Annotated in this window: 16 protein-coding genes and 1 pseudogene; 8 read left to right on the top strand and 9 right to left on the bottom strand. The window is 62.1% G+C overall.

Features of this window, described 5'->3' with window-relative positions:
- The first annotated feature begins 150 nt into the window (after window positions 1–150).
- Together EJ077_RS19055 and tdh are read left to right on the top strand one after the other, a co-directional pair.
- Window positions 151–1,338, top strand: a complete 1,188-nt coding sequence (locus tag EJ077_RS19055; RefSeq protein ID WP_208695622.1) for a glycine C-acetyltransferase — start codon at window positions 151–153, stop codon at window positions 1,336–1,338.
- A 45-nt stretch (window positions 1,339–1,383) separates the two neighbouring features.
- Window positions 1,384–2,418: an L-threonine 3-dehydrogenase gene (gene tdh / locus EJ077_RS19050; protein ID WP_208695621.1), complete on the top strand. Its 1,035-nt coding sequence runs from the start codon at window positions 1,384–1,386 to the stop codon at window positions 2,416–2,418.
- A 203-nt stretch (window positions 2,419–2,621) separates the two neighbouring features.
- On the opposite strand, the gene EJ077_RS19045 is transcribed toward tdh, so the two are convergent.
- Complete coding sequence (locus EJ077_RS19045; protein WP_208695620.1) at window positions 2,622–3,059, bottom strand: MarR family winged helix-turn-helix transcriptional regulator; 438 nt, start codon at window positions 3,057–3,059, stop codon at window positions 2,622–2,624.
- Between the two features lie 86 nt (window positions 3,060–3,145).
- Between EJ077_RS19045 and hmgA the strand changes: the two are divergent.
- The 4 genes and pseudogenes from hmgA (at window position 3,146) to EJ077_RS19025 (ending at window position 6,986) form a co-directional block, all read left to right on the top strand.
- Window positions 3,146–4,458: pseudogene (gene hmgA / locus EJ077_RS19040) on the top strand (homogentisate 1,2-dioxygenase).
- Between the two features lie 11 nt (window positions 4,459–4,469).
- The gene (locus EJ077_RS19035) at window positions 4,470–5,324 is read left to right on the top strand and encodes an MBL fold metallo-hydrolase (RefSeq protein WP_208703045.1); all 855 of its coding nucleotides are present in this window, start codon (window positions 4,470–4,472) and stop codon (window positions 5,322–5,324) included.
- Window positions 5,325–5,413: 89 nt separating this feature from the next.
- Entirely contained in the window at window positions 5,414–6,427 is a 1,014-nt protein-coding gene (locus EJ077_RS19030; protein ID WP_208695619.1) for a fumarylacetoacetate hydrolase family protein, read from the top strand.
- A 22-nt stretch (window positions 6,428–6,449) separates the two neighbouring features.
- Window positions 6,450–6,986 (top strand): DinB family protein, encoded by a 537-nt coding sequence (locus EJ077_RS19025; RefSeq protein WP_208695618.1) that lies wholly within the window; start codon window positions 6,450–6,452, stop codon window positions 6,984–6,986.
- 18 nt (window positions 6,987–7,004) lie between these two features.
- On the opposite strand, the gene EJ077_RS19020 is transcribed toward EJ077_RS19025, so the two are convergent.
- From EJ077_RS19020 to hppD, 3 genes are all read right to left on the bottom strand, one after another.
- The gene (locus tag EJ077_RS19020; RefSeq protein ID WP_208695617.1) at window positions 7,005–7,382 is read right to left on the bottom strand and encodes a type II toxin-antitoxin system VapC family toxin; all 378 of its coding nucleotides are present in this window, start codon (window positions 7,380–7,382) and stop codon (window positions 7,005–7,007) included.
- Window positions 7,379–7,603 carry a type II toxin-antitoxin system Phd/YefM family antitoxin gene (locus EJ077_RS19015; RefSeq protein WP_023780515.1) on the bottom strand — a complete coding sequence of 75 codons (225 nt, stop codon included), beginning with the start codon at window positions 7,601–7,603 and terminating at the stop codon, window positions 7,379–7,381. Before EJ077_RS19015 ends, EJ077_RS19020 begins: the two co-directional genes overlap by 4 nt.
- Window positions 7,604–7,675: 72 nt before the next feature.
- Entirely contained in the window at window positions 7,676–8,788 is a 1,113-nt protein-coding gene (gene hppD, locus EJ077_RS19010; protein ID WP_208695616.1) for a 4-hydroxyphenylpyruvate dioxygenase, read from the bottom strand.
- 138 nt (window positions 8,789–8,926) lie between these two features.
- On the opposite strand from hppD, the gene EJ077_RS19005 reads away from it, so the two are divergent.
- The gene (locus EJ077_RS19005) at window positions 8,927–9,394 is read left to right on the top strand and encodes an Lrp/AsnC family transcriptional regulator (RefSeq protein ID WP_208695615.1); all 468 of its coding nucleotides are present in this window, start codon (window positions 8,927–8,929) and stop codon (window positions 9,392–9,394) included.
- Here the strand turns inward: EJ077_RS19005 and EJ077_RS19000 are convergent.
- The 4 genes from EJ077_RS19000 to aztA form a co-directional block, all read right to left on the bottom strand.
- Complete coding sequence (locus tag EJ077_RS19000; protein ID WP_208695614.1) at window positions 9,391–9,729, bottom strand: TIGR01244 family sulfur transferase; 339 nt, start codon at window positions 9,727–9,729, stop codon at window positions 9,391–9,393. The two genes, EJ077_RS19005 and EJ077_RS19000, sit on opposite strands and share 4 nt — an antisense overlap.
- A gap of 149 nt (window positions 9,730–9,878) precedes the next feature.
- Window positions 9,879–10,820 carry a zinc ABC transporter substrate-binding protein AztC gene (aztC, locus tag EJ077_RS18995; protein ID WP_208695613.1) on the bottom strand — a complete coding sequence of 314 codons (942 nt, stop codon included), beginning with the start codon at window positions 10,818–10,820 and terminating at the stop codon, window positions 9,879–9,881.
- Between the two features lie 28 nt (window positions 10,821–10,848).
- Window positions 10,849–11,724, bottom strand: coding sequence for a zinc ABC transporter permease AztB (aztB, locus tag EJ077_RS18990; RefSeq protein WP_208695612.1), 876 nt, complete (start codon window positions 11,722–11,724; stop codon window positions 10,849–10,851).
- Window positions 11,724–12,533 (bottom strand): zinc ABC transporter ATP-binding protein AztA, encoded by an 810-nt coding sequence (aztA, locus tag EJ077_RS18985; protein WP_208695611.1) that lies wholly within the window; start codon window positions 12,531–12,533, stop codon window positions 11,724–11,726. Before aztA ends, aztB begins: the two co-directional genes overlap by 1 nt.
- 227 nt (window positions 12,534–12,760) lie before the next feature.
- On the opposite strand from aztA, the gene EJ077_RS18980 reads away from it, so the two are divergent.
- The gene (locus EJ077_RS18980) at window positions 12,761–13,105 is read left to right on the top strand and encodes a RidA family protein (RefSeq protein WP_208695610.1); all 345 of its coding nucleotides are present in this window, start codon (window positions 12,761–12,763) and stop codon (window positions 13,103–13,105) included.
- Between the two features lie 215 nt (window positions 13,106–13,320).
- Here the strand turns inward: EJ077_RS18980 and hutC are convergent, their stop codons facing one another.
- The gene (gene hutC, locus EJ077_RS18975) at window positions 13,321–14,061 is read right to left on the bottom strand and encodes a histidine utilization repressor (protein WP_208703044.1); all 741 of its coding nucleotides are present in this window, start codon (window positions 14,059–14,061) and stop codon (window positions 13,321–13,323) included.
- Window positions 14,062–14,067 lie beyond the last annotated feature (6 nt).

The following is a 14,067-nucleotide window of genomic DNA, read 5'->3' as shown; positions in this document are numbered from 1 at the left end:
GCATTCGTCAATCCATGCGTGCCGGACGGTCACCTGGGCAATGTCATCGCGCCCCCCTGATGCTGCCCGGCCACCTGATCCGGTCGCTTTTGCGATGGATTTTTTGCGCGGGCCGGACGACAGTCTGCCCACGTCAAACGAGGCCTGATCATGACCGCAGCATTTCTCTCCCATATCGACAGCGAGCTTGCAGGGCTGAAATCTGCCGGCCTCTACAAGTCCGAGCGGGTGATTTCCTCGATGCAGTCGGCCGAAATCGAGGTCGGCGGCGAGAAAGTGCTGAATTTCTGCGCCAATAACTATCTCGGCCTTGCCGACAGCGCAGACCTGCGCGCGGCGGCCACGCAGGCGCTCGACCGCTACGGCTACGGCATGGCCTCGGTGCGCTTCATCTGCGGCACGCAGGAGGAGCACAAGCAGCTCGAGGCGACCATTTCATCCTTTCTCGGCCTGGACGACACGATCCTTTATGGCTCTTGCTTCGATGCGAATGGCGGCCTGTTCGAAACGCTGCTGGGCGAGGAGGACGCGATCATTTCCGACGCGCTCAACCACGCCTCGATCATCGATGGTGTCCGGCTGTCGAAGGCCAAACGTTTCCGCTACGCCAACAACGATATGGCCGATCTGGAAGCGCGATTGAAGGAAGCGAAGGATTGCCGCTTCCGGCTGATCGCCACCGATGGGGTGTTTTCCATGGACGGCATCATCGCTAATTTGAAGGGCGTCTGCGATCTCGCCGAAAAGTACGATGCGATGGTCATGGTCGATGACAGCCATGCGGTCGGCTTCGTTGGCAGGAATGGCCGTGGCTCGGCCGAGCATTGCGGCGTCGAGGGCAGGGTGGACATCATCACTGGCACTCTCGGCAAGGCGCTTGGCGGTGCTTCCGGTGGGTATACCTCGGGCAAGAGGCAGGTGGTCGACTGGCTGCGCCAGCGCTCGCGGCCCTATCTCTTTTCCAACACGCTGATGCCGGCGATCGCCGGCGCCTCGATCAAGGTGTTCGAGCTGATCCGCAATGGCGATGCCTTACGCGAGCGCCTATATGCCAATGCGGCGCGGTTCCGGTCTCAAATGGGCAAGCTCGGCTTCACGCTGGCCGGGGCCGATCATCCGATCATACCGGTTATGCTGGGCGATGCGACGCTGGCGCAGGAGATGGCGGCGCGGATGCTGAAGCGCGGCATCTATGTCATCGGCTTTTCTTTCCCGGTGGTGCCGAAAGGCCAGGCGCGCATCCGCACCCAGATGTCGGCGGCGCATTCCAGCGCCGATATCGACCGCGCGGTGGAAGCATTCGGCGCGGTTGGCAAGGAATTGGGCGTGATTTCCTGAGCGCCGAAAAGCGATTCCGGATCAAGAGATTCAAGGGACAAAAGAATGTCGAACATGATGAAGGCACTGGTGAAAGCCAAGGCCGAGCCGGGCATCTGGATGGAAGAGGTGCCGGTGCCGGAGATCGGCCCCAACGACGTGCTGATCAAGGTCAAGAAGACCGCGATCTGCGGCACCGACGTCCACATCTACAATTGGGACCAGTGGGCGCAGAAGACGGTGCCGGTGCCGATGGTGACCGGCCATGAATTCGTCGGCACCGTCGCCGATTTCGGCGCGGCGGTGACCGAATACAAGGTCGGCCAGCGCGTCTCGGGCGAAGGCCACATCGTCTGTGGCCATTGCCGCAACTGCCGCGCCGGGCGAGGGCATCTATGCCGCAACACGCTCGGCGTTGGCGTCAACCGTCCTGGCGCTTTTGGCGAATATCTGGCCATTCCCCAGCACAATGTCGTGCCGATCCCCGACGACGTGCCGGACGAGATCGCGGCCATCTTCGATCCCTTGGGCAATGCCGTCCACACCGCATTGTCCTTCGACCTGGTAGGCGAGGATGTGCTGGTCACCGGCGCCGGGCCGATCGGCATCATGGGTGCGTTGGTGGCGCAGTGCGTCGGTGCGCGCAAGGTCGTCATCACCGATATCAATCCGGTGCGGCTGGCGCTGGCGAAGAAGCTCGGCGTCCAGCATGTCGTCGACGCCTCGAAGGAAAGGCTGCGTGACGTCATGCCGGCGCTCGGCATGACCGAGGGGTTCGACGTCGGGCTGGAAATGTCGGGTGCCGCGCCCGCCTTCCGCGACATGATCGACACCATGAACAATGGCGGCAAGATCGCCATTCTGGGCATCGCGCCAACCGGCTTCGAGATCGACTGGAACAAGGTCATCTTCAAGATGCTGCACTTGAAGGGCATCTATGGACGCGAGATGTTCGAGACCTGGTACAAGATGATCGCGCTGGTGCAAGGCCCGCTCGATGTGACCGGGCTGATCACCCATCGCATCGGCATCGACGATTTCCAGTCGGGTTTCGACGCGATGCGCAGCGGCAGTTCGGGCAAGGTGGTGATGGATTGGTAGTTTGCCGATAAGAGAGGCTGGCGCGAGGCGCCCCCCTCTGTCCTGCCGGACATCTCCCCCACGAGGGGGAGATTGGCGGTTCCAGCGCACCGCTCGTCCTGCAACGTTGGCGATTGAGGAAAGCCTGCGTGACATCTGATCTCCCCCCTTGTGGGGAGATGTCCGGCAGGACAGAGGGGGCGCCTCGCGCCAGCCTATCAGCTCTACTTTCCTTCCAACGCCCCCTCCAGCGCCGTCACTCCACTGACGGCCGCTGCTCGATCCTCCGCATTCAGCTTAGCCAGCAACTCTCTCTCAAACGCCTTCGCCAGCGGCACCATCTCGCGATAGGCCGCAAGCCCGGCCTTGGTCAGCGCCAGATGCTCCACACGCCGGTCGTTCTCGTCTGGCCTGCGCAGCAGCCATCGCCTTCGTTCCAGCTCAGCCACCGCCCGCGAAACCTTGGTCTTGTGCATGGCGGACTGCTCGCCGAGCGCCGTCGCGGTCATCGTGCCGCGCTGTCCAAGCCCGGACAGCGTTCGCCATTCGGGCCGGGTCAGGCCATGGCGGTCCTTATAGACCTTCGAGAATTCGCGGCTGACCGCGTCGGCCAGCCGGTAGAGCCGGTAGGGCAGGAAGCTTTCGAGTTCAAGAATGTCCATTGTCCGCATCCGGAAAAACGGAAGATTGATAGTTACATTTTCAATGGTTACAAATGAAACCAGTTTGGTCAATCCGGGAGGAAGCGATGGCCTTTTCCTACATGCCGGGCTTCGGCAACGATTTTGAGACCGAGACGCTGCCTGGCTCCCTGCCGCAGGGCCGCAATTCGCCGCAGCGGCCAGCCTACGGCCTCTATGCCGAGCAGCTTTCCGGATCGCCCTTCACCGCGCCGCGCGGCACCAATGAGCGTTCCTGGCTCTATCGCATCCGGCCAAGTGTCAAGCACACCGGCCGCTTCAAGGCGGCCAGCTACCCCTGTGGAAGACCGCGCCCAATGTCGGCGACCACGAACTGGCGCTTGGCCAGTACCGCTGGAATCCGGTGCCGATGCCGAAGGAGCCGACCGATTTCATCCAGGGCATGCGCACCATCACCACGGCCGGTGACGTGCTCGGGCAGACCGGCATGGCCGCCCATGTCTATGTCGCCAATCGCTCGATGGTCGATGATCATTTCTTCAATGCCGACGGTGAACTGCTGGTCGTCCCGCAGGTGGGCAGCTTGCGCCTGGTCACCGAGATGGGCGTCATTGAACTGCGTCCCGGCGAGATCGCCGTGCTGCCACGCGGCCTCGTCTTCAAGGTCGAACTGGTCGACACCGAAGTGCGCGGCTATGTCTGCGAGAACTACGGCGCCAAGCTGACCTTGCCTGACCGCGGCCCCATCGGCGCCAATTGCCTGGCCAACCCACGCGACTTCAAGACGCCCTGCGCCTGGTTCGAGGAGAAGGAGACGCCGTGCCGGCTGATCGTGAAATGGTGCGGCAATTTCCACGTTACCGAGATCGGCCATTCGCCGCTCGATGTGGTGGCGTGGCACGGCAACTACGCCCCCTACAAATATGATCTGGCGACCTTTTCCCCGGTCGGCGCGCTGCTGTTCGACCATCCGGACCCGTCGATCTTCACCGTTCTGACGGCGCCGAGCGGCGAGGAAGGGACCGCCAATATCGACTTCGTCATCTTCCCGCCGCGCTGGCTGGTTGCCGAGGACACGTTTCGGCCGCCCTGGTATCACCGCAACATCATGAGCGAGTTCATGGGCCTGATCCACGGCCAGTACGATGCCAAGGAAGAAGGCTTCGTTCCCGGCGGCATCAGCCTGCATAATCTGATGCTGGCCCACGGCCCGGATGCGCCTGGCTTCGAAAAGGCCTCGCGCGCGGACCTGAAACCGGTCAAGCTCGACAACACCATGGCCTTCATGTTCGAGACGCGCTATCCGCAGATGTTGACCCGCTACGGCGCCGAACTGGAAACCCGGCAGGACAATTACATCGATTGCTGGGCCGAGCTGAAGAAACGCTTCAACGGCACGCCCGAGGGCGACTGGTCTTGAGCGGCAACTCAATGCCGGATCGGCTGGTGCTGTTGGGCTCCAAGGGCGGCCCTGCGCTACGGCCGGGCGGGCCGTGGCCGAGTTCGTCGCTGCTCGAGATCGGCGGACGAACCATCGTCGTCGATTGCGGACTTGGCGTGACGCGCGGTCTGGTCGATGCCGGTGTCAGCCTGAAGGTGCTCGACCTGATCTTCATCACGCATCTGCATTCCGACCATGTGCTGGAACTGGGTCCGCTCATCCACACCGCCTGGACGGCCGGATTGGCAACGCCGGTCAGCGTGTTCGGTCCGCCCGGCATCGGCCATTACTGGCGCCGGTTCTGCCAGGCGATGGAATTCGACATCGACATCCGCATCGTCGATGAGGGCCGGCCCGACATTCGCGAGCTGGTTTCTGTCGAAGAATTCGGCGAGGGCCATGTGGTCGAGCAGCGCGGCATGAAGGTGACGGCGCTGCGCGTCGACCATCCGCCGGTGACCGACTGCTTTGCCCTGCGCTTCGAGCATGGCGGCAAGAGCGTGGTGTTTTCGGCCGATACAGCCTTCTTCCCACCGCTGGCTGATTTCGCCGAAGGCGCTGATACCCTCGTCCACGAAGCCATGCTGGAAAAAGGCATCGAGCGGCTGGTTGCCAGGACCGGCAATGGCGCGCGGCTCAGGGAACATCTGCTCGCCAGCCACAGTTTTGCCGAACAGGCCGGCCGCATCGCCAGTGATGCCGGTGTGAAAAGGCTTGTGCTCAACCACCTCATCCCGGCCGACGATGCCGAGATTGGCGAGACCGACTGGACTGCTGCCGTCAGGAAAACATGGGCCGGCGACTTGACGATCGCTCGCGACGGCCTTGTTGTGGAGCTAGCATGATCCCGAAAAGTGGAAACCGGTTTTCGGAAAAAGATCATGCGTAAGAAAAGCCAAAGCGGCGCCAAGGCCGCCTGAGGAGAGGGAACCGCATGAAGCTTGCCACACTGAAGGATGGGACACGCGACGGGAAACTCGTCGTCGTTTCGCGCGACCTGACGCAGTACACAGACGCCTCGTTCCTGGCGCGCACGCTGCAAGCCGCGCTCGACGACTGGCGCAGGATCTCGCCGCATCTCGCGACAATCGCCGAATCGCTGGAGAACAATGCGATGCCGGCGGCTCGCTTCCACGAGCACGACGCGCATTCGCCGCTGCCACGCGCCTTTCAATGGGCCGACGGCTCTGCCTATGTGAACCATGTCGAACTGGTGCGCAAAGCACGCGGCGTCGAGATGCCGGCAAGCTTCTGGACCGATCCGCTGATCTACCAGGGCGGTTCGGACTCCTTTGTTGCGCCGCGCGATCCCATACGCATGGCCGACGAAGCCTTCGGCATCGACATGGAGGCCGAAATTGCCGTCATCGTTGACGATGTGCCGATGGGCGCCAGCCTCGATGAAGCGCGCGCCGCGATCCGACTGGTCATGCTTGTCAACGATGTCACGCTGCGCGCGCTGACTGGACCGGAACTGGCCAAGGGCTTCGGCTTCTTCCAGTCGAAACCGTCCTCGGCCTTTTCGCCGGTCGCGGTGACGCCGGACGAACTGGGCGACGCCTGGGATGGCGGCAAGGTCAGCCTGCCGCTGCTCGCCGATATCAACGGAAAGCCGTTCGGCCGCGCCAATGCCGGTGTCGAAATGACCTTTGACTTCCCGGCACTGATCGCTCACGCCGCCCGCACAAGGCCGCTGGTATCAGGCACCATCATCGGCTCGGGTACGGTGTCCAACAAGCTCGACGGCGGCCCGGGCAAGCCGGTCTCGGCGGGCGGCGCCGGCTATTCCTGCATCGCCGAATTGCGCATGATCGAGACGATCGCGAGCGGCGAACCAAAGACGCCGTTCCTGCGCTTCGGCGACACGGTACGCATCGAGATGAAGGACAAGGCCGGGCATTCGATCTTCGGCGCCATCGAGCAGAAGGTCGAGAAATACGAGAGATAGAGGCTGGGACAGATTTTCAGCGATGAATCTTCTGGATCATCTGCGCCGCATGGCCGGCAACAATCTCTGGTCGAACGACCGGCTCTATCGCGCCGTGCTTGCTCTGAAGCCCGGCGAGTTCGAGGCTGAGCGCACCAGCTTTTTCCCGTCGATCAAGGCCACGCTCAACCATGTCCTTGCGGTCGATTATCTCTATCTGGATTTTCTCGAAGAGGGCGGTGTGGGTGCCGCTGCCCATGATGATTTCGTGCCTTTCGACGAACCAAAGGAGCTTTTTGCCGCGCAGGTAGCGGCCGACCGGCGGCTGATCGCCTTCTGCGATGGCTTGTCGGAGAGCGATCTCGATCGCCGCGTGATCACCGACCGGCGCGAGGACGGCATGATCCCGGAAAAGATCGGCGATATCCTGGCGCACCTCTTCCTGCACGACATCCACCATCGCGGCCAGGTCCACGCCATGCTGTCCGGCACCTCCGTCGTGCCGCCGCAACTCGACGAGTTCCTGCTCGATTACGATGTCAGGGTTAGGCGGGACGAGGTTGAGAGGCTTCGGTTGTGAGACCAGGTCCTTCGCTAGTCATGTCACAGGCACATCATAATGGGCGAAATGCAGGTCGGATGTGAGGATGGTCAGATTTTCCACTTGCGCCTGCGCAATCAGCAGTCTGTCGAACGGATCACCATGGTGGCGGGGTAGGCCACCAACGGCGTTCGCGTGTTGTAAGGTTACGGCGAGCGGCTGAAATCGCATCCTTGGAAGCAGCGCCGGCAGATCGTCCGGCGCGTTGAGTTTTCCGATCGAACGTTTGATGGCAATTTCCCAAACGCTTGCCGCGCTCGCGAACACCACCGCTTCCGAAGCCAGGATCGTGCGGTGGTGCTCGCGGAGACGTCGATCGTCCGAAATCGACCAGAGGATGATATGGGTGTCGGCGAGGAACGGGCCGACCGTCATTTTACGTACTCGTCCCATTCAGGACCGAGTTCGTCAAAATCATCCGCAATCCAGATCTTGCCCTTCAAAGCGCCGATACGCGGCAGAGGTTCGGCCACCGCCGGAGGTACAATGCGTGCTGCCACCTTGCCGTGGCGCGTAAGAACGATTTCCTCACCTGCTTCCGCGCGGCTGACAAGTTCCGACAGTTTGGCCTTGGCTTCGGCGATGGAAACATTCATGTGCTCGATCCTTTATGACTAGAATTTAGGTCATAATCGACCGAGCCGCAAGAGTTCCTGTGTTAGACCGGCCTATTCCGCCGCCTGTACCTTGATCACGCCGCGCTTGATCTGGTCCTGCTCGATCGACTCGAACAAAGCGCGGAAATTGCCCTCGCCAAAGCCTTCGTCGCCCTTCCTCTGGATGAACTCGAAGAAGATGGGCCCGATCACGGTCTTGGAAAAGATCTGCAGCAGGATCTTGGTCATGCCGCCATCGACCACGCCTTCGCCGTCGATGAGGATGCCGTGCTTCTTCATCCGCTCGATCGGCTCGTCATGGCCGTTCACGCGGTCATACGACATGTCGTAATAGGTCTCGGGCGGACCGGGCATGAACTTCAGCCCGTTCTCGGCGAGCCTGTCGGTGGCGGCATAAATCTCGTCCGTGCCGACCGCGATATGCTGGATGCCTTCGCCATTGTACTTCTTCAGGTATTCGGCGATCTGGCTGGTCTCGTCCTTGGATTCGTTGAGCGGAATGCGGATCTTGCCGCATGGCGAGGTGATGGCGCGGCTGACCAGGCCGGTGATCTTGCCGTCGATGTCGAAGAAATGGATCTGCTTGAAGCCGAACAGATTGCGATAAAAGTCCCACCATTTGTCCATCTGGCCGCGAAAGACATTGTGGGTGAGGTGATCGAGGAAATAGAAGCCGACGCCTTGCGGCCGCGGGTCGCGCGCGCCGAGCCACTCGAACTCGGCGTCATAGGCCGAGCCTTTCTTGCCGTAGCTGTCGATGAAATAAAGCAGCGAGCCGCCGATGCCGACAATGGCAGGCACGTCGAGCGCCTTGTCGTCGCCTTCATAAGGCGTGGCGCCCTTCGAGACGGCATGCTCGAAAGCATGTTTGGCATCGACCACCCGCCAGGCCATCGAGGCTGCGCAAGGGCCATGCTTGTCGGCGAACTTCATCGCGTGCGAGCCGGGCTCGGCATTGACGACATAGTTGATGTCGCCCTGGCGCCAGACGGTGATGTCCTTGGTGCGATGCCTGGCCACCGCCACATAGCCCATGCGGGTGAACAACTCGGCCAGCTTCTGCGGCTCCGGATGCGCGAACTCGACGAACTCGAACCCATCGGTGCCGGCGGGGTTGTCCTTGCCGATCGTGGCAGGCGGGGCGTCGTGCGGGAAGGGACCCATGGCATTCCTCCGAGAATCTCGTTTGGCCGGAAAAGGCCATCTGAAACCATGATAGCGCGGAGCCGGCGCATGGTGCTTGCATTCAAACGCTTGAAATGATGATGTCATGCGTGAAGCATGCATGGAGCAAGAAAAACCATGAATGATACGCGCATCGATCAGTTTGACCGCAAGATAATGGCTCTTTTGCAGGGCGATGCGCGGCTCACCAATAACGATCTTTCCGAAAGGGTGAATCTGTCGGCGTCGCAATGCTCGCGCCGCCGCCAGCGGCTGGAGGAGGATGGCTATATCAAGGGCTACCGCGCCGTGCTCGACCGCGACAAACTCGGCTTCTCACTGGTCAACGTCATCTCGGTGACCTTGGCCACCCACAACCGCGACAATGCGCGCCGCTTCGGCGAATTGGTGGCGCGACTGCCGGAAGTGCAGGAGGCGCATGCGCTGACCGGCGAGATGGATTATATCCTGAAGGTGGTGACGCCCGACCTCAAATCATTGTCCGAGTTCGTCAACGGCGTGCTCCTGCCGCATGAATCCGTGCAGCATGTGAAGACGGCGATCGTGCTGGAGACGCTGAAGGAGACCGGCGCGCTGCCGATCTAACCCTTCGACTGCTGGATCAGCCCATAAAGATTGGTGCATCGGGCGCCGGAGCGGCAATAGGCGAACACCGGGCCCTCGAGCTCATCCAGCGCCTCGGCCTGGTCTTCGACATTCTCTTGCGTGATCTGGCCGCTGATCACCGGGATGTAGCGGAAGGCGAGACCGGCGGCTTCAACCGTGGCTTTGAGCGTGTCCGCCGAAGGCTGGCCGGGCTGCTCGTCATCCGGGCGGTTGCAGATCACGCTCTTGAAACCGGCTTCCTTGATGGCTGCGACGTCTTCGGGCTGGATCTGGCCCGAGACCGAATAGTCTTCGCTGATCTGGCGGTATTCCATGGCGCATGTCCTCGCAATCTAGTTTGGCGGCAGTCTTGCCACTCCAGAAGGGGGCGGCAATCCGCATCGAGGGAATTCTCTGCCAAATAGACATTGCGCGCCAGAAAATCCAACCGGGCCGATGCGGCCCGGCTGGATGTAGGTCAAATTCAGCTGCCGAGAATGGCGCCTTTGATCTGGCGGATGTTGTTGTGCATCATGTCGATATAGGTCGAGCCGGGGCCGTCGGGCTGCGACAGCGCGTCCGAGTAGAGCGTGCCGCCGATCTTGATGCCGGTCTCGCTGGCGATCTGTTCGATCAGGCGCTGGTTGGTGATGTTCTCGACGAAGATGGCCGCGGCCTTGTCCTGCTTCACCTGCTCGACCAGCTTGGCGACATCGGCGGCCGACGGTTCGGAATCGGTCGAGATGCCTTGCGGGGCAAGGAAGGTCAGGCCGTATTCGTGCTCGAAATAGCCGAAGGCGTCATGCGAGGTGATGACGACGCGCTTTGCCTCGGGGATCGACTGGATTGCCGCCTTCACTTCGCCTTCGAGCGCATCGAGCTTCTTGGTGTAGGCGGCGGCGTTGGTCTGGTAAGAGACGCAACCTTCGGAATCGGCCGCGCAAAAGGCTTCGGCAATGCTCTTCACATAGATCCTGGCATTGGCGATCGACTGGAAGGCGTGCGGATCGGTGACCGTCTTGCCGTTGCCGGTGCCCGCACCCTCCGCCGCGTCGGCGTCGGCGAACTCAGGCTTGAAGTCGATCGGCGTCACGCCCTTGGTCAAGGTGATGATCGAAGCCTTGGTGGCGCTGGCATCGACCAGCCGCTGCAGGAAACCTTCGAAATGGAGGCCGTTGACCAGAACGATGTCGGCCTTGGCCATGGCCACCGCGTCGGCAGGGCTCGGCTCGTAGACATGGGCATCGCCATCCGGCCCGACAATGGTGGTGATGTCGACGCGGTCGCCGCCGACATTCTTGGCGAAATCCGCGATGACCGTGAAGCTGGCGACGACTTTCAGCGGGGCCGCGAAGGCCGACGACGCCCCAAAGGCAGTTAATGTTATAACGCTCATTGCCAGGGCGGCACGGATCGATTTCAGCATAAGCGGGTCTCCTTTCAGGGTCGGGGGATCAGGCCGTTCTGTGACGGTGATGGACGATACGGGCACGCAGAATGCCGCGCGTGCCAAACAGGATAGAGGCGAAATAGACGACGCCGGCCGACAGGATGATGGCCGGGCCTGACGGCAACGACGCATGATAGGACAGGAGCAGCCCGGCAATGCAGGAGGCAAAGCCGATCAGCACGGCCAGCACGCACATCGGCTCGACGCGCGCCGTCCAGAAGCGCGCGGCTGCCGCCGGCAACATCATCAATCCGACCGATAGGAGCGTGCCGAGCGCCTGGAAGCCGCCGACGAGATTGAGGACGACGAGACCGAGGAAGATGAAATGCACCGGGCTGCCGATGCGGCTGACCGAACGCAGGAACAGCGGATCCAGGCATTCCGCGACCAGCGCCCGCCAGAAGATGGCAAGACTGACCAGCGTCACCGCGACGATGCCGCCGATCAGCGTCAAAGCCTCGTTGTTGAGCGCCAGCACCGTGCCGAACAGCACATGCATGAGATCGACGCTGGAGCCGCGGATCGACACCATCAGCACGCCGATGGCGAGCGAAATCAGGTAGAAGGCCGCCATCGAGGCGTCCTCGCGCTGAATGGTGAAGCGCGAGACGGCACCGGCGCCGAGCGCCACGATGATGCCGGCGATCAGGCCGCCAATGGTCATCGGCAGGATTTCGAGGCCGTAGAACAGGAAGCCGGCGGCCGCCCCCGGCAGGATGGCATGCGCCATGGCGTCGCCCGACAGGCTCATGCGCCGCAGCATCAGGAAGACGCCGATCGGGCAGGCGCCGAGCGACAGCATCAGCGAGCCGAACAGCGCCCGCTGCATGAAGCCGAAATCGGCAAATGGCGCGATGAAGAGACCGTATAGTGCGTCCATCAGGCAGCCCTCGGACCGGCGCCATGGTGATGGTCGTGATCCTGGCCGTCATGATGATCATGGTCATGAGCGTGCTCGTCAGGCTCGCACCAGGGCGCATTCTCTTCCCAGGCTTCGTGGAAGCGGCGTGCGCGCAACAGGTTCTCCGGCTTCAGCGTCTCCCGGGTCTCGCCCCAAGCCACCGGCTGGCGGGCAAGCAGCAGTGTTTCGGGAAAATTCTGGCGCACAAGATCCAGATCATGGACCACCACCATGATGGTGCGCTCTTCGCCATGCCAGCGCTTGATCAGGGCAATGAGGTCACCGACCGTCTTGGCGTCGACCGCGTTGAAGGGCTCGTCGAGCAGGATCAGGTCGGCATCCTGCAACAGCACGCGGGCAAACAGCGTGCGCTGCAACTGGCCCCCCGACAGCGTGTCGATCGGCCGCTTCTCGAAGCCGCCAAGGCCGACGGCCATCAAAGCCTGGCTGACGGCCTCGCGATCCTCCTTGGTGTAGCGGCCAAGCATGCCGCGCTTCGGCCACAGGCCGAGCGAGACCAGATCGACGACGCGGGCGGGGAAGGAGCGATCAAGCTCCGATTGCTGCGGCAGGTAGGCCGCTCGCACGCCCGGCGCGCGGGTAACCTCGCCGGCCATCGGCTTCAACACGCCAACGATACCTTTCATCAGCGTCGACTTGCCGGAACCATTGGCGCCGACCACGGCCGTCAGTGAGCCCTTACGGATCGCCCCATCGAGATGGTGGATCGCCGGATGGCTGTTGTAGCCCAGCGTCAGGTCACGGAATGTCAGGCAGGTCTGGGTCATATCGTTCCCTAGGCCAAACGCGGCTGAAGGCAGGCCGCTTGGATATGTGATGTTATTACATTAGTCAACAAGCCAATCCGGCGGAATTGCAACGCGGTGGTCAACTCGCCGTGTACGCGCCTGGCCCTGGATGGAGCGATTGGCTCAAACGGTTTCGGTTCAGGCGGCCTTGCTCGAAGCGGACGGCGACTCTAAAGAGGCGCGACCACAACGGAAGGAACCTCGCAATGAGCATTCGTCGCATCGATGTTGGCCCGCGCATGAGCCAGATCGTCATCCACGGCAACACAGTCTATCTGGCCGGCCAGGTCGGCGAACCCGGCGGCAACGTCGCCTCGCAGACCCGCGACATCCTTGCGACCATCGATGGGTTGTTGGCCAAGGCCGGCACCGACAAGACCAAGATCGTCCAGGCGATCATCTGGCTGGCCGACATGGGCACCTTCGCCGAGATGAATTCCGAGTGGGACAAGTGGGTGCCGCAGGGCCACACGCCCGCCCGCGCCACTGGCGAGGCAAAGCTTGCCGGCCCCGAATATCTGGTCGAGATCATTATTACGGCTGCGCTGTAAAGGCGCTGCGCCGGCTCACCTTCTCCCCCTGTGGGAGAAGGTGGCCGAGCGAAGCTCGGTCGGATGAGGGGTGGGCGAAGGATCGCTACAACGAAATATAAGCGCCTGAAATTCCTTAATCTTTTTGCGCCTCACTTCGCTGGAACACCCCCTCGTCCGTCTCGGCGCTGCGCGCCGATCCACCTTCTCCCACAGGGGGAGAAGGGCAGGTGGCGCTACCCCTGCGACGGCGTGAACCTTGCCACCAGCGTATGGCTTTCAGCTGGATAGATGAAGCGCACATGGGTAACCGGGTGCTCGGCGCTCCAGGTGCGACGCTCGACCACCAGGCAGGGCGCGCCGGGATCGATGTCGAGCGCATCGGCGACTGTCTCGTCGGCTGCCATGGCGCGTATCCGATGCTCGGCTTCGCTCCACGGCACGCGGCCGATCAGCCAAGGCCCGGCGGCGGTTTCCAGAAACGCTTCGTCCCCAGCTTCCGAAACCGCTGAAAGATTGATCAGGCGTCGCTCGAGTGCGAATGGCCGTTCGCCGGCAAAATGAAGGCCCTCGAGCCATAGCACTGAACCCGCGGCGGACAGTCCGAGCATCGCCCTGTCCTCCGCATTGCCGCGTCGCTTCAGGCGTTCCAGCCGCTCGTAGCGGTAGGGCAGGCCGAGCGCCTCGACCTCGATCCTGATATCGTGAAGTTCCAGCACGGCTGCCTGCGATTGTGGCTGGCTGACAAAACTGCCCGACCGGCGACGGCGCTCGATCAAACCTGCTTTGGCTAATTGTGACAGAGCCTTGTTGACGGTCATGCGCGAGCATTTGTATTCGGCGGTCAGCTCATGTTCGAACGGGATGCGGTGGCCCGGCGCCCAGGTGCCGGATAGGATTTTTTCGCGGATGTCGGAAAGGATGCGCTGATGCAGCGAGACGGTCTCGCTGTCGTCTATCTCCGTCGGTTCGGCCATGGTCAT

It is taken from the genome of Mesorhizobium sp. M8A.F.Ca.ET.057.01.1.1 (assembly GCF_003952565.1).
Classification (GTDB): Bacteria; Pseudomonadota; Alphaproteobacteria; order Rhizobiales; family Rhizobiaceae; genus Mesorhizobium.
This window is presented reverse-complemented; position numbering and strand designations above follow the sequence as displayed.